Raw genomic sequence first — 15588 nt, 5'->3', positions numbered from 1 at the left:
GGTTCTACCCTTCCTGGTGTCTTTAACGTGATGGCACCACTCCGATTCCATCCCGAACTCGGTTGTGAAACTTCACCGTGGCCAAGATACTTGTCGGGTTGCCGACCGGGACAATAGCTCGATGCCAGGATTATTCTTTCCCACCCCTCAATCTCTCAAGATTGGGGGGTTTGGTTTTTAGGAAAAATCAGAGGATTTTAAATCTAAACCTCGCTCAAATATTGTATCTATGGCTAACATTTCTCCATCGCTAGTCATAAATTTATGATCTTTGGTTGCTTGGATAGTTTGCCCATTTTCTAGGGTATATTCAAAGACTTCTTGTAAACCTCGCTCGTGCCATTGAGAGATTGGTTGACTATAGATAAAGCCATTTTTATCTACACTATAAACAGTGCAGTTAATTTCTTCGCTCACAATTTTAGCAATTGGTAATAATCCGTATTCCTCAGTTAAAATTAACGTCTCACCTCCCAGACAATATTCGGCAAAATTTACCATCTGTTCAAAGAGATTTTCAGCGATTCTTTTTTCCACACCATTTTTAGCAGCACCATCGATAAACATCTCCCTTTGTTTCTGCATTTCGGAGGCTTTTTTCTTACCCATTGCTCGACGCAATAGATCCGCTTCTCCTAGGGAATAACCGGCTAAATCCTGCGCCATTTTCATAATCTGTTCTTGATAGACTAAAACTGCGTAGGTTTCCTTAAGAATTGGTTCCAATAAAGGATGATCATAACGAATGGGTTCTCTACCGTGTTTTCTACCAATAAAGAGGGGAATTAATCCCGCATCTAAAGGACCGGGGCGATAGAGTGCTAGGATTGAAGATATGTCCTCAATACCCGATGGTTTTAACTCTTTAACGATCTGTTTCATCCCCGATGATTCTAACTGGAAAATACCTTCTAAATCCCCTTCTTCTAGTAATCCGTGGGTTTTGAGAATATCAGGAGGTAGTTTTTTATGTTCCCCTTTAGCCCGAATTTGCAGGGCTTTTCTTTCATCTAAAGGCAATTGATCAAGATCGATATCTATGCCCTGATTTTGTTTAATTAAATCGGCGGTTTTTTTCAAAGTGGTTAAATTTCTTAACCCTAAAAAGTCCATTTTTAACAATCCCAATGATTCTAAATCCTCCATAAAATATTGGGTAATTACCGCCCCATCATTATTTTTCTGGAGGGGAACCACTTCATCTAAAGGTTGGGAAGAAATGACGACTCCCGCAGCATGAACTCCGAAGGTTTTGTTAGTACCTTCGATACGAATTGCCATATCTAACCAATGACGCACATGGGGTTCCGTATCGTATCTTTCTTTAAATGCTGGTTCGGGAGTTTCATCGGAAATCATCACTTTTAAAGGTGTGGGTTTACCGCGAGAAACGGGAATCATTTTCGCCATTTTATCCGATTCGGCGTAGGGAATATCTAACACCCGCGCCACATCTTTTAGGACAGCTTTTGATGTCATACGGTTAAAAGTAATGATTTGGGCAACATTAGCCTCCCCGTATTTTTCCGTGACGTATTGGATCATTTCATCCCGTCTCTCGATACAAAAATCCGTATCAATATCAGGCATAGATTTTCGTTCAGGATTGAGAAAACGCTCAAATAATAAACCGTGATGAACGGGATCAATATTAGTTATTTTTAAAGAATATGCTACCAAAGAACCCGCCGCAGAACCGCGTCCTGGACCGACGGGAATATCATGATCTCTAGCATATTTTATATAGTCCCAAACCACGAGAAAATAGGTAGAAAATCCCATTTTCTGTAACATTTTTAATTCGTATTCAAGCCTTTCTTTGTAAACAGTTTCAATCTCGTGACGAGAAGGACATTTTAATCTTTCTAGTAATCCTAACCAAGCAATTTCTTCTACATAACTATCAGCAGTATGTCCCGCAGGAACTGGATAATTGGGGAGTCTTGGTTCATTAAATATGTTATAGGGTTCAACTTTTTCTGCTACTTCTAAGGTATTATTAATCGCTTCTTCAATCACATTTTCTGGCAGATGATCACGAAAAAGTAAACGCATTTCATCAGCAGATTTTAAGTATTCTGTGCCGCTATAACGGAGGCGTTTGTCTTCAGTAATTAACTTGCCAGTTTGAATACAAAGTAAGGCATCGTGTGCCTCTACATCGTAACAGGAAATAAAGTGAGAATCGTTAGTAGCGACTACTTTAATTCCTAATTCTTTAGCAATTTTAACTATTTCTACATTAACAATCCGATCTTCTTTAGAACCGTGGTCTTGAATTTCTAAATAAAAATCATCACCAAAAAGTTTTTTATACCATTTAGCAGTTTCCTTAGCCAATTTTCTATTATTAGCTAAAATTGCTTGGGGAATCTCTCCACCCAAGCAAGCACTGGTAACTATTAATCCTTCGTGGTATTGTTGGAGTAACTCTTTATTAATACAAGGACGAGCAAAAATGCCTTTACCTTGAATACCTTTCAGATTAGAAATAGTAGTTAATTTAACCAGATTTTTATAGCCTTGGGTGTTTTTGGCTAAAACAACTTGATGATATTTTCGGTGGCGAAGATTGACTTCAATATCGCCATTAACTACATACATTTCGTTGCCAATAATTGGTTTTATTCCCTGATTACGACAGGTTTTAATTAATTCGATCGCACCATACATGACTCCATGATCGGTTAAAGCGATCGCTGGTTGTCCCAATTCGATCGCTCGATCAATTAGTGACGGTAATTGGGAAGCACCATCAAGTAAGCTATAATCACTGTGAATATGTAAACCGACAAAAGACATAATTTTTTCAGAAAAAAGTGACAAGGAAAAAGAAAAAAAACTAGAATTTACTTACTTTTAATTTTCAGCAATTACAGTCTATTTTTAGGGTTGATTGAGAATCGTATAGGGGAAAAAACCTTGTTCTAAATTAAACCATTGTTCTCGCAGTTTCCGGTTATCATTGCTGCCGACAACAGTATCAACAAATTTTTTCCATTCGGGATCGTTTTTGGGTAAAATACAGCCATAAAGTTCGGTGGTAATCGGTTGACGGGGTAGTAGCACAAATTGTCGCAGATCATGTCCTTGTTTAACGATTTCCCCCAGCAGAAGAATTCCATCACTAACCACTGCGTTTACTTCTCCCCTTTGTAATTTTGCCACTGCCTCACTTCGATCGCTGACAGCTTGCCAATTAGCCAGAGGATAGATATAACGAATAATATTATCGGTGGTGGTGTGGGGAATATAGGCGATCGCAACTGCCGCTAAAGTGTTATTAATATCTATTTTATCAACATTTTCCCTTTTAGTTAAAAATTGCGCTCCTGTCATAAAATAGGGAATAGAAAAATTAACCTTTTCTAGTCTTTCTTCCGTAATTGTTGCCACATTACAGGATAAATCTACTTGGCCCTGTTCCACTTGCTGAAAACGATTATTAGTCGTCGCTTCTGTAAAGTTTATTGTAATCGGTTTACCTAATTCTTGTTCTAATCGACGTTGGACTAAGCGCATTAATTCCACTCCGTAACCTGTCCATTGTCCCGTTTTCTCATCGATATAACTAAAGGGAGTAGCGTCTTTTCTGGCTGCCGCTTTTAATTCTCCCGTGCGAGCAATTCTTTGTAAAACTGTTTCTGCTAAGACTGATAAATGTAGGTTATTTATCAGTAAAAGACCTAGAAAAATCAACCCAAAGTTTTTAGACATATCAAGAAACCAAGAAGGAGATAGGGAGAAAAAAGCTAACCACCGACGTGCGATTAGCAAGTGCCGCTATATTTTAACTACGATCCTCGAATAATCCACTCAAACGTTCTACTTCTGTTTGTGCTGTGTACATAGGAGTTCCGGCCAGAATTCCGGTAACATTGCGGAAAGGTTGACCAATGTGCATACCTTGATGATCGATCGAAAACTCACGAATATCCTTATCGTGCATAGAACCGCGCATTTTTAAAACAGTGATACCGCGGCGCATTTCTCCATACATTTCCACATAACGCAGCAGAATAATTGAATCAGTAATTGTAGAAATATGCGCTTCTGTAATTGAGGAACCTCCTAATAAAGTGGGAGTGGTGGAAGTAAATAATCCTCCCACCTCTTTTTGCTTAATAAAAGAAGTCAAACCGATAATAAATTCCCGAAATCCTTTCAGATTAGAAACCCTTTCTAAAGCAGATAAACTATCTACTGCCACTCGATTCGGTTGAAACTCCTCGATAATTTCCTTCATCATAATTAAATGATTTTCTAAACCCGTAGTTTCGGGATAACGACAGACTACCTTTAATTTACCTTCCTTTTCCATGCGGTCATAATCCACACCCCAACCAGTAGCATTTCTAAATAACTGTTCGCGACTTTCCTCGAAGGCAAAAATTAAACATCTTTCCCCATTGGTTACTCCCCCGGCCATAAATTCTGTCACCATCAGGGTTTTTCCTGTTCCTGTGGCTCCTGAAACCAAAATAACCGAATCGCGGAAGAAACCACCACCACACATTCTATCGAGTTCCAGACTGCCGGAAGTAATACGAATATTAGAGGATTTTTGTTCTAATTCAATAGCTGATAAAGGAATAATCACGGCCCCTTTATTGGGAATAATTGTAAAAGGAAATTCTCCTTTTTGGTGATCGGTTCCCCGATATTTTAAAATTTCGATCGTCCTTCTTCTTTTCTCATCGGTTAAAACGTTGCGTAAAATCACCACATTATCGGCCACAAACTCCTCCACCCCATAACGACTGATTTCGCCGTATTCTTGGGTTCTTTCTGCGGTCATAATCGCTGTTACTTCCAATTCTCGCAAAGCGGTTGCCAGACGAAAAAGATCACTTCTCACTTGAGCGCTATCACTTAAATGGCTAAAAATTGCGCCTAAAGAATCCATAGACACCCGTTTAGCTTTATTTTTGCGGATAGCAAATTCAATGCGAGCGATTAATGCGCCTAGGTCGTATTCTCCTGTCACCATCGGCTTTTCTTCCGGTTGGGGGGAAGCATCGACAAAGGCCCACTGACGATTCTCCTCCCACTGCCGGATATTCCAACCAAAACCACCCATATTTTTTCTGAGTGCGTGGGGTGGCTCCTCAAAGGTGACAAAAACGCCATTTTCTCCATTTTTGATGCCTTCTGCGAGAAATTGACAGGCAAAGACCGTTTTAGCACTTCCTGCCGTCCCCGCTATCAAAGTTGCTCTTCCTTTCGGTAATCCCCCTTCCGAAAGAAAATCAAAGCCGGGGATTCCTGTTTCTAACTTCTCAATCAACTCTAGGGGATTATTTTGCGTCATTTAAGTTCTCTATGAAAACGAGCCACTGTTTATTGTACCTATTTCAGTGACCAGTGATACCAGAAATTCATCCCTAGTTTGAGAGTTTCAGCATTGGTAATAAAATTTCCAAGACATAGTTTAAATGCCGGACAGCTTAACCCAAGAATAAATGGAAACTAGATAATACTAAATCCGTTGAGTAACGCACAGAAAACGGGTTTCTCGGAGAAACCCGTTTTCTACTCATGAAAAAGGCAAAACGGAGAATAAATAATCAGTTTTTAATAACTGGATTTAGTATAAGCAGGTAAATCTCCGCCACAATTAACACAGGAAGGATCCAAACCGAAAAATAGATAAATTCTGTTTATTTCAGGGTTCCTTGAGATGCGTCAAATAATGGCGCATCTCAAGGAGAAATTAAGAAAATTTCTCTAACTATAAAGGAACTTTAGTAATCCAATCTTGATACTTTGGTTCCTGATTGAGAACGATAGAGCTTAACTTTTCTTTTAACTGATAAGTAATCGGTTTAGCCGCGGGTAAAGAAAAAGTTTCAATCTTTTTAATCGGAGTAATTTTCGCCGCAGTGCCACTTAAAAACACCTCATCAGCGATAAATAACTCCGTCTTATCTACAGGTCTTTCAATCACCGGAATACCCAAATCCCGCGCGATAGTTAAAACACTATCTCTAGTAATCCCTTCTAGAATATCTTGGTCAAAACTAGGAGTAATTAGCTGACCATTTCTGATGATAAAAATATTCATTCCCGTCGCTTCACAGACTTTACCCTGAGAGTTCATTAAAATTGCCTCATCAAACCCCGATTCTACCGCTTCCGTTTTTGCTAAAGCAGAAGTGATATAAGCGGCGCTAATTTTACCTCGCAACGGGAAACTTCTATCCTCTTGACGATACCAAGAACTAATCCGACAGTTAACCCCATCGGCTGCTAAATAATCATCCATTTCTAGACCATAGACCAGAAAATCCTTCTCGATACCATGCAATCGCGGGGCAATTCCCAACCCGGAACTATAGACAAGGGGACGAATATAAAAAGGTCGATTACACTGATTCTTTTTAACAAAATCGATAATTATTTGATAGATTTTATCGGCAGGAATCTCGTAATTAAGAAACTTAGCACTTTGACTTAAACGCTGACAATGACGTTCTAATCTAAATAATAATATCTGTCCTGGATTGTTAGGGTCGGGAGTACCTCTTAAACCCCCAAAAGCGGCAGTTCCGTAGTGTAGTGCGTGGGTAGCAACGGATAATTTTGCCTCACTAAAGGGGATAAATTTATTCTCAAAATAGGCGAGAGGAAGGAAAGGAATTTCGGCGGTAATAGACATTTTTTTGTTGATTGAACCAAGAACTAAACGGGATTTACCCATGCAGAAAAATTTTGTTTCTGGCTATTAGAAGGATTTTCTACCCTGATAATTTCATAGCGAATCGTCTGCGGGGTGGCCAGTGGAACAGCAAGGGTTCGCAATTCATCGAGATGAAAGACTGTTATCTGAATAATATCACCTGCGCGGTAGTCTTTTAATCTTTCGTTTAACTGTTCCGCCGTCACCCGCAATCCATCGATAGCCAATAATTCATCATCAGCATTAATTCCCGCTTTTTGGCAAGGGGAACCCATCTCGACAAATTTAATTATTTCTTTACCCGCTTCACTCTGTACCCGCATTCCCAGATAAGGTATCGTCTCCCCATTGTCAACACCCCGCAGATAGAGTCCAAAAGGTTCAAGATATTGATTAAAGGGTAATTCTGCCAAACCGTCGATATAACGCTGGTAGAAGTCGCTTAAATCCACCCCTGCAGCCGATTCGAGAATTGCCTGCAATTCCCCATCGGTATAACCAATCTCCTCTTTACCGAAATGTTGCCACATCGAGCGTAAAACATCATCGAGGGAACGACGGTTATCGGTGTGGGTGCGAATTAGTAAATCCAGAAGCAGCGACAATAATTCCCCCTTGAGATAGTAGGAAATTTGACTATTATCGCTATTGCTATCCCGTCGATAGAGTTTTATCCAAGCATCGAAACTCGATTCGCCTAGCGGTTGGACAAGACGACCGGGTATATTGAGATAACGGCTGATTTCCTTGCTTAAAAGCTCTAAAAAAGTCTTACTATCGTATATTCCCGCCCGTAGAGGGATTATCATATCGTAATAACTGGTGGTTCCTTCGGCAAACCAGAGGGAAGAAGTATAATTTTCTGCATCATAATCGAAGCTTTCTAAAGCTTTTGGGCGAATACGCTTGATATTCCAGAGATGAAAGAACTCATGGGCGACTAATTGCAAAAAACGATGATATTTATCCTTATCTCGCAATCCCAAACGCGCATAGTTAAGGGTACAGGAATTTTTATGTTCTAGTCCCCCGTAACCAGCCGCCGAAAGATGTAGCAAAAAGAGATAATTATCATAGGGGAGTCCACCGAACATAGCCGACTCGGTTTGAATAATTTTAGTGGTATCGGCGATAATTTGACTAGGATTGGCGTTTCCCCGTCCCCAGATAGCTAATTGATGGGGTTTTCCCTCGACGACAAAATCGTATAACTGATGAATCCCCACTTCCACGGGACTGTCCACTAGGGTATCAAAATCGGGAACCTGAAAGGTGTTTTTCTGTCCGGGTAAAGATTTTAAGGCAGTGGTAACGCGCCAATCGCCATGGGGGGGGATAATTGTCAGGGTGAGGGGATGTTTTTGATAATCGGGGATATAGAAAAATAAAGCAGCCCCGTTGACGTAACCGTGAGTATCATCGAGATGGTTGGTTCTGACGGTTAAATCGTGGGCAAAAACGCGATATTTGACGGTTATTTCTGAACTATTACCGGTGTCAATCTGCCAGTGATTTTTAGCAACTTTGCGACTGTTGAGGTTAACAGCTTGAAAATCTTGGACTAAACGGGAGTATTCCCGCACTAGATAGGAACCGGGAGTCCAAACCGGCATTTTTAGGTTTAAAATCGGAGCTTGCCAACCGGTAATCTGTAGAGTAACTTCAAAGAGGTGTGAAGTCGGTTCCGGCATAGCCACTTGATAGCTGAGACTTAAACGGGTTGAGGAGAGGGTAGTGGGGGAAATAAGACTGGTCATCGGCATTAAACAGGCTTTTAAGTTATTATAGCGGCAAGCTTTCGGCCAATTTCCCCAGTTTCGCCGCCAAAAATCCGATGGTTTTCCCAGATTTTACCTCTTGCACAATTAATTCTTGAGGGTTCAAAAACGGCAAAAATAAGGATTAAATCGCCTAAAATCTGTAAATAGACTATTTAATTGATTATTACTTATTCTTAATTCTCCTGACTACTGACTACTGGCTACTGGCTCCTAACCCTAACAACAATTTTTGATTTTTACAAGCGGTCTATTTTACCGAGCAGTTTTGGAACTGTAACCCCCGCAAATCCTACGGTTTTTTGCCGATTCAGCGTCTTTCTGCTGGGGGTGCGGGAGGAGCCACATCGGGGGGAGGAGTTACCGGTAGGGGAACCGAACGAGTTTCGGGAGCTGCCACAGTGACGGGAACGGTAATCGGTTCGGCTGCTGCGGGGGCCGTATTTTCAGGACTAGGAGCAGCGGCACTGGTAGGAGCGACGGTAGTACGCCGACGACTAGAACGGCGTTGGCCCGGTTCGCTAGTATTAGAACGAACGATAGTTTGCTCACGACTTACCCGAACCCGTCGCCGTCTGCGGATGGGTCCCTCGCTGGGGGAACCCTCATCGCTGCTGGCTAAACGATTGTTAGTAGTTTGGGTAAAGTAGGTACGTCGGGGTTTAATTGGTTCCGCTTTTAATGTCACTGGACGTTTGCCTAAATTCGGTTCTGGGAAACCTTGATAGGGAATATCCTTAATTGCTTCTAACATAAATTGTCGCCACATCCAAGCGGACATGGTACTGGCTCCATTGGTGGGTTGATTATTGTCATTACCGAGCCAAATTCCCGTGACTAATTGGGGAATATAACCGACAAACCAAAGGTCGCGAGCTTTATCAGAAGTGCCGGTTTTTCCTGCCACCGGACGACCAATTTGTGCGGGGGTTCCCGTTCCCGAATTAACCACATCCTGCAGCATCCAAGTCATCGTCGCTGCCGTGTTTTGATTGAGAGCAGTTTTCGGTTTAAAATTGGCTTGATAAATTACTTTACCATTGCGATCGAGTACCTGATTAATACCGTAAACTGGTTGATGCACACCATTATTAGCAAAAGTCCCGTAGGCACTGGTCAATTCTAAAAGATTGACTTCCGAAGCACCCAAAGCCAAAGAATAAGTGGGTAAAAGTTTCGACTGGATACCCATATCTTGAGCTAATTTAATCACCGGATTCCAACCCACAGCCACTAACACCTGAACTGCCACCACATTCAGGGAAGAAGTCAAAGCATCGCGCATGGACACCTGGCGGCCGCTATACCTATCACCGTAGTTTTCCGGTTTATAACCATCCACCACATACTGAGCATCTTTATAACTAGAATAGGGGGATTTCCCCGCCGCAATCGCCGTCGCATAGACAAAAGGTTTAAAAGTAGATCCCGGCTGACGTTTTGCCTGTGTCACCCGATTGAATTGATTCTTATCGTGGTCAATTCCTCCAACCATAGCCTTAATTTGCCCATTTTTGGGGTCAATTGCCACTAAAGCCGCCTGTTGGAAGTTCTGCCACTGGCCATAACGAGAAACCGCTCTTTCTACCACTTCCTCCGCTTCGCTTTGCCAACGAGGATTAAGGGTGGTTTTTACCACCAATCCCCCCGCTTCTAGGGTTTTAGCGGGAACCAGTTGCGGCAGTTCTTTTTCCACATAATCGGTAAAATAGGCCGCTTGCCGTTGCAGACGTTTTAGGGGACTGGTTTTAAGGCCTAGGGGAGATGCGATCGCCAGTTCGGCTTGAGCGTTAGTAATAAATCCCACCTCGGCCATAGTTTTGAGGACGATATTACGCCGTTCTAGGGCAGATTTAGGGTTTTCGAGGGGAGAATAGAGACTAGGAGCGGGAACAATGCCTGCAAGGGTGGCAGCTTCGGCTAGAGTTAATTTATCGACGGGTTTACTGAAATATAACCAAGCGGCATCGGCAAGACCGTAGGCCCCGGAACCGAGATAAACTAGGTGAAAATAACGCTCTAAAATCTGGTCTTTTGTATATTTATCTTCTATTTTCTGAGCGATACGCATTTCCCGTAATTTGCGATCAAAACTCCTTTCTTGGGATAAAAAGACAATCCGGGCCAATTGTTGGGTGATGGTGCTGCCTCCTTCCACCACTCCCCCGGCTCTCAGGTTAGAAAAGAGAGCGCGAGCAATACCCTGGCCATCAACTCCCCCGTGTTCACGAAAACGGCGGTCTTCACTAGCGATAAAGGCCTCCTGTACCAGTGGGGGAACTTGGGCAATTTTCACGGTTTCGTAGGTACTAGGGCCATTTTGTTTGAGGATTTCCCCATTAGCGGCTTGAATGGTTAGGGTGCCAGGACGAGTATAGGTTTGTATATCGGCGATATTTTGCGGTAAAGAGGTTTCAAGGCGATAAATGCCCCAACCTACCCCCAAAAGGCCCCCTGTCACCCCTAATCCCAATCCCAAGTACAAGCCAAAGCGGGGATGTTGTCGCCATTGCGGTAAGGGGGAATTATCAATCAGGGTAGTAAACTTGTTCTTTAGGGGTTTTAACGTCTCTAGAGCCTTGCTACTGGTTTGGGAGACTAAATTAACCTTTTTTTCTTCAGAAGCGGTTTCTACTGGCTTTTCACCCGCAACTGGCGCAGATTTAGAGTCGATAGGAGCGACTTTAGGTGGTTGCTCGGAATTTTCTAATTTATTAGCAAGATTATGAAAAAATTGACTAAGTTTTTGTTTGTATTTCATGTTAATTGAGCGGGTGAGGGAGTGGGGAAGTGGGGAAGTGGCGAAGTAGGGAAGTGGGGAAGTGGGGAAGTGGGGAAGTGGGGTGTGGGGTGTGACCCCCCCAACCCCCCCGACATCGGGGGGGAAGTGGGGAAGTGGCGAATTTAGCTGAAATTTCCCCATCTCCCTATTTCCCTAAATCCCTATTTCCCTAAAGATCGCTAAATTGTCGCCACCATTGCTGGAGAGGATAATAGACGAGGGGAGTCCAGAGACTACTAAGCAGAGCAGAAGTGAGGCCAATGCGTTGATAATCGAGCCAAAGATCGGCGAGATTTTTGCCTCCTTGTAGATAGTATTGAAAAGCGATCGCACCATTGGCGATTAAAGTCATAACAAAGACAATTAAGACCACGGCGATCAATTCTTCTTTGAGATAACGTTGTCGGTGTAAACGGGAAGTGAGGAAGCCGATCAGACCAAAAACCATGATATGGGAAGGATAATTAGAGGTTAAACTATCTTGAATAGCGCCGATCGCTAATCCGACCACCACACTATCGAGACAAGAGCGATTGAGACTCCAACTAACCAACCAAATCAGTAACCAATTGGGAGCGATGCCTAAAATCTCCATACCGGGGAGCCGCATTAAGGAAAGAAAAGTACAGAGAAGCAGCGAAGCGATAGTGACTAAAATATTCAGTATAAAACGATAACGGGCTGATAAACGGCTTAATTTCAGCATAATTCCCCCTCTCACTGCTGGGGTTGCGGGTGAACGAACACCCATTCGAGATTGTCCACGGTGGCGGTAAATTCAATTTTGGCGGTGGGGGCGGGATTTTCCTGTAAATTAAGGGAAATTATGCGACCGATGGGCAACCCTGGCGAAAAAAGACTACTAAAAGCCGAAGTTGTCACCACATCTCCCGGTTTAACATCGGGAGCTTTTTCAAAAAAGCGCAGGGTGGCGACTTGGGAATTCTGACCTTGAATTAAACCCATGGCCCGACTACGATTCACCGTTGCTCCGATGCGACTTTGGGAATTACTGACCAATAAAACTTTGCTGGTGTGGGGAGTAACTTCCGTAATCCGTCCCACTAAACCCCCAATTCCCGTCACCGAAGCACCCACTTCCACACCATCGGCGCTACCCCGACCGATAATTACCTGTTGCCACCAATCATCGGCGCTGCGGCCAATAATTGGGGCAGAAATCAGGGGTTTTTTCTGGGTTTGATAATAACCAAGCTGTTTTTTTAATTGTTGATTTTGATATTCGACTTCACTTAAACGATTTTGTAATTCTCGCACCCGTTGATCGGCCAGAAGTTGCTCTTGCAGATTAGTTTCCTCTCCCTGAAAAGGACGAGTTAATAAACCATACAATTCTAAAATCGCCCCACTTTGATAGGTGCGAATGTACCAAGCTCCCCCCAAAGCGGCAGCGAGCAGCAAAAGTCGCCATCCCTGCTGTGTCCATTTTCGTCGTGCTGAATACATGAGCGATTAAAAACCTCTTGACTGTGTAGAGTGAGAATCCGTCCATTTTTCCGCTGCTGATGGCTAACGGCTAACCGATCCTAGTGACCTTTAGACATTGCGAGTTGTTTCATTAACGATCCGCTCAAAGAGTTTCTGATTTTTTAACACTTCTCCCGTGCCTTTGACCACACAGCGCAGGGGATCTTCAGCGACATGGGTAACGATACCGGTTTCGTGACTGACTAGGCGATCGAGTCCCCGTAATAAAGCACCTCCTCCCGCTAACATGATGCCGCGATCGATAATATCAGCAGCTAATTCAGGGGGAGTTTTTTCTAGGGTACGTTTGATCGCATCAACGATCACGGAAAGTGGCTCATCCATACTTTCCCGCACTTCTTCCGCTTTGATGGTCACGGTGCGGGGTAAACCGGACATAAGATGCAATCCCCGCACTTCCAGAGGAGGAAATTCATCTTCGGGGGAGGGATAAGCGGAACCAAGGTGAATTTTAATATCTTCGGCTGTACGTTCCCCGATAATCAGGTTATGGACTTTTTTTAGATAAGCGATAATTGCTTCCGTGAGTTCATCCCCGGCCACACGGACGGATTCGCTGATCACTGTCCCATCGAGACTGAGAATCGCCACTTCCGTCGTGCCACCACCGATATCGATGATCATATTTCCCGTCGCTTCCGAGACGGGTAAACCGGCGCCCAAGGCCGCAGCAACCGGTTCATCAATTAACCCCACTTCTCGCGAGCCGGCATTTTTGGCCGCATCCACCACCGCGCGTCTTTCTACTCCAGTAATCCCGCTGGGAACACCGATCACCATGCGGGGATTGCCAATCGTGCCATCGAGCGCTCGTTTGATGAATTCCGCTAACATGATCTCGCAGCTGTAAAAATCGGCGATTACCCCATCGCGCAGGGGTCGCAGAGCGGTGACATGGCCCGGAGTCCGACCGAGCATTTTTTTGGCCTCCTCCCCGACAGCGATCGGGTTACGATCTTGATCGATCGCCACTACCGATGGCTCCTCTAAAACGATGCCTTTCCCTGATACATAAACGAGGGTGTTTGCTGTCCCCAAGTCTATACCTATGTCCCTTGATAAGCCTAGTCCTCTAAAAAAACCCACTTGTTTTCACTCCTGTTCTGATAACAACGTTGCTATAGCTAGACTTTCGATCGAATCGACTTGGATTTTATTACGTTTTGTTTCTCAAGTCTAGTTAATTATCGCTTCTTTCTCTCCAGATTTACGCAGGTCTTTGCCCTAATTTTCTGGCTGCCCACCGGTCAAGGCCGAGGTTTCGGGCTAAAATAAACATACTATTGTACTAAATTGAGGATTTAAGACCATGAGTGTAAATCTGGTTCATTTGGTGGGACGAGCGGGGAGAGACCCAGAAACCAAGTATTTCGAGTCGGGTAAGGTTTTATGTACTTTAACTTTAGCGGTTAATCGTCGCTCTAAAAATAGCGATCAGCCGGATTGGTTCGATCTGGAAATTTGGGGCAAAACGGCGGAAGTAGCCGCTAATTATGTAAAAAAAGGCGGTTTAATCGGGATTAAAGGGTCTTTAAAAATGGATACCTGGAATGATAAAAACACGGGATTAGCTCGTTCTAAACCGGTGATTCTCGTCGATCAATTAGATTTACTCGGTTCTAAACGCGATAGTGAGGCTAATTCCGAGCGAGAATTTTAAAGCTTGAGCTGCATTATTTCTGGATTTTGGGTGTGTTAGCCTCTAGTACACACCCTTATTTATTCTCTAATTGACTGGAAAAATATTGCTGTAAATCTGGTAAAACTTCTCTATAAATAGCTGTATTTATCTCTAGATTACAGCCAAGAATAGAATTAAAAGGGATAATTTCCACCAGGGAATTACTATAGGCGATCGCTTGTAAAGTCCTGACAAATTCAGGAGTCCAGAGATTTTCTTGCAGGGAAATATTTTGTTTTTTTAACCAGCCGATCAAAGCCGAGCGCCCGATCCCAGGTAAAATATCAGCAGTCAGCAGGGGACTGTACCAGCAATTATCTTTCCATCCCCATAAATTACCCGTGCTAGTTTCTAACCAATTCCCCAATCTATCAACTAATATCGCTTCTTTTGCCCCTTTTTTTTGAGCAGTTTGTGACGCTAACCAAGGGGTTAAATAATTACCAGTTTTATGCTCTCCTAAAACCCGTTGCCAAGCGGGATTATCTATTACCCAGCCAATAATTCCTTGCTCTTGTCTAAGGTTTAAATCTTCGGGGAGAAATCTGCCTTTAATCCACTCCCTACCATCGGGAAAAATTGTGATTCTCAGGACAGGATAGAATCGGGATAATTTTTCGGCTCCTTGGCGAATTCGCCGCCAATCGGGAGCGGACCAGTGGAAAACTTGTAAACTAGAGTGCAGACGTTTGAGATGTTCTTGCCAATGGGTCAGGGGATGATCTAAGCTTTGTTGATAGACACGCAGGGTAGTAAATATTGTCGCTCCATAAAGCAGCCCAATATCATCAATACCCAGACTTATTCGCTCATTCTCGATTAATTCGCCATTATACCAATACATAATCAGTTATCAGTTATCAGTTATCAGTTATCAGTTATCAGTTATCAGTTATCAGATGTGAGTTTTCAGATGTGAGTTTTCAGTTGATTAGACATATCCAAAAATTATAACTCAATCAGAGCTTGCTTTGCTGCCCTGTACTAATGAATAGTTCGATGTTGAAATATATAAGTAGGTGGGTGGAATTAAATATAAGATGAACGTAGGTTGGGTTGAAGCATGAAACCCAACGCCCGATTATGTTACGCTACCGCTAACCCATCCTACAAATAATTGTGCCTCCCTACTTATCTGTCATTGATAATTCAATTTAAC

General features: G+C 43.0%; 12 protein-coding genes and 1 rRNA gene. 3 read left to right on the top strand and 10 right to left on the bottom strand.

Annotated elements, in window-relative coordinates; all coding sequences use genetic code 11:
- Positions 1-12 precede the first annotated feature (12 nt).
- A 5S ribosomal RNA gene (gene rrf, locus IM515_RS25060) occupies positions 13-130 on the top strand.
- Positions 131-177: 47 nt separating this feature from the next.
- Here rrf and IM515_RS25055 read toward each other — a convergent pair.
- From IM515_RS25055 to IM515_RS25030, 6 genes are all read right to left on the bottom strand, one after another.
- Entirely contained in the window at positions 178-2802 is a 2625-nt protein-coding gene (locus tag IM515_RS25055; protein WP_287630409.1) for a DNA polymerase III subunit alpha, read from the bottom strand.
- A gap of 84 nt (positions 2803-2886) precedes the next feature.
- A complete protein-coding gene (locus IM515_RS25050) occupies positions 2887-3717 on the bottom strand; it encodes an amino acid ABC transporter substrate-binding protein (protein ID WP_287630408.1) in 831 nt (276 codons plus the stop codon).
- Positions 3718-3790: 73 nt separating this feature from the next.
- Entirely contained in the window at positions 3791-5311 is a 1521-nt protein-coding gene (gene kaiC, locus IM515_RS25045; RefSeq protein ID WP_002744832.1) for a circadian clock protein KaiC, read from the bottom strand.
- Positions 5312-5731: 420 nt separating this feature from the next.
- Entirely contained in the window at positions 5732-6658 is a 927-nt protein-coding gene (locus tag IM515_RS25040) for a branched-chain amino acid transaminase (RefSeq protein WP_287630407.1), read from the bottom strand.
- A 23-nt stretch (positions 6659-6681) separates the two neighbouring features.
- On the bottom strand, positions 6682-8442 hold the full coding sequence (locus IM515_RS25035; RefSeq protein WP_287630406.1) for a M61 family metallopeptidase: 1761 nt from the start codon (positions 8440-8442) through the stop codon (positions 6682-6684).
- A gap of 325 nt (positions 8443-8767) precedes the next feature.
- A complete protein-coding gene (locus IM515_RS25030) occupies positions 8768-11218 on the bottom strand; it encodes a transglycosylase domain-containing protein (protein WP_287630405.1) in 2451 nt (816 codons plus the stop codon).
- A gap of 21 nt (positions 11219-11239) precedes the next feature.
- On the opposite strand from IM515_RS25030, the gene IM515_RS25025 reads away from it, so the two are divergent.
- Complete coding sequence (locus tag IM515_RS25025) at positions 11240-11365, top strand: hypothetical protein (protein ID WP_287632811.1); 126 nt, start codon at positions 11240-11242, stop codon at positions 11363-11365.
- A gap of 43 nt (positions 11366-11408) precedes the next feature.
- Here IM515_RS25025 and mreD read toward each other — a convergent pair whose 3' ends face one another.
- The 3 genes from mreD to IM515_RS25010 form a co-directional block, all read right to left on the bottom strand.
- A complete protein-coding gene (gene mreD, locus IM515_RS25020; protein WP_287630404.1) occupies positions 11409-11990 on the bottom strand; it encodes a rod shape-determining protein MreD in 582 nt (193 codons plus the stop codon).
- Positions 11957-12706 (bottom strand): rod shape-determining protein MreC, encoded by a 750-nt coding sequence (gene mreC / locus IM515_RS25015; RefSeq protein ID WP_004161672.1) that lies wholly within the window; start codon positions 12704-12706, stop codon positions 11957-11959. Before mreC ends, mreD begins: the two co-directional genes overlap by 34 nt.
- 90 nt (positions 12707-12796) lie before the next feature.
- The gene (locus IM515_RS25010; RefSeq protein ID WP_287630403.1) at positions 12797-13834 is read right to left on the bottom strand and encodes a rod shape-determining protein; all 1038 of its coding nucleotides are present in this window, start codon (positions 13832-13834) and stop codon (positions 12797-12799) included.
- Between the two features lie 223 nt (positions 13835-14057).
- Here IM515_RS25010 and IM515_RS25005 point away from each other — a divergent pair, with 223 nt between their 5' ends.
- Positions 14058-14408 carry a single-stranded DNA-binding protein gene (locus IM515_RS25005; protein ID WP_002731888.1) on the top strand — a complete coding sequence of 117 codons (351 nt, stop codon included), beginning with the start codon at positions 14058-14060 and terminating at the stop codon, positions 14406-14408.
- A 55-nt stretch (positions 14409-14463) separates the two neighbouring features.
- Here IM515_RS25005 and IM515_RS25000 read toward each other — a convergent pair whose 3' ends face one another.
- Positions 14464-15273 (bottom strand): aminotransferase class IV, encoded by an 810-nt coding sequence (locus IM515_RS25000; protein WP_002764810.1) that lies wholly within the window; start codon positions 15271-15273, stop codon positions 14464-14466.
- Positions 15274-15588: the final 315 nt, after the last annotated feature.

Origin of the sequence: Microcystis sp. M44BS1 (assembly GCF_020244875.1) — a bacterium.
Classification (GTDB): Bacteria; Cyanobacteriota; Cyanobacteriia; order Cyanobacteriales; family Microcystaceae; genus Microcystis; species Microcystis panniformis.
Note: the sequence above shows the minus strand (reverse complement) of the source record. Positions and strands in the feature narration are given on the sequence as shown.

Coding starts and splice junctions, on each gene's coding strand:
- kaiC (WP_002744832.1), bottom strand. CDS start 5,311: ATGACGCAAAATAATCCCCTAGAGTTGATTGAGAAGTTAGAAACAGGA.
- IM515_RS25005 (WP_002731888.1), top strand. CDS start 14,058: ATGAGTGTAAATCTGGTTCATTTGGTGGGACGAGCGGGGAGAGACCCA.
- IM515_RS25035 (WP_287630406.1), bottom strand. CDS start 8,442: ATGCCGATGACCAGTCTTATTTCCCCCACTACCCTCTCCTCAACCCGT.
- IM515_RS25040 (WP_287630407.1), bottom strand. CDS start 6,658: ATGTCTATTACCGCCGAAATTCCTTTCCTTCCTCTCGCCTATTTTGAG.
- mreC (WP_004161672.1), bottom strand. CDS start 12,706: ATGTATTCAGCACGACGAAAATGGACACAGCAGGGATGGCGACTTTTG.
- IM515_RS25030 (WP_287630405.1), bottom strand. CDS start 11,218: ATGAAATACAAACAAAAACTTAGTCAATTTTTTCATAATCTTGCTAAT.
- IM515_RS25050 (WP_287630408.1), bottom strand. CDS start 3,717: ATGTCTAAAAACTTTGGGTTGATTTTTCTAGGTCTTTTACTGATAAAT.
- mreD (WP_287630404.1), bottom strand. CDS start 11,990: ATGGGTGTTCGTTCACCCGCAACCCCAGCAGTGAGAGGGGGAATTATG.
- IM515_RS25000 (WP_002764810.1), bottom strand. CDS start 15,273: ATGTATTGGTATAATGGCGAATTAATCGAGAATGAGCGAATAAGTCTG.
- IM515_RS25055 (WP_287630409.1), bottom strand. CDS start 2,802: ATGTCTTTTGTCGGTTTACATATTCACAGTGATTATAGCTTACTTGAT.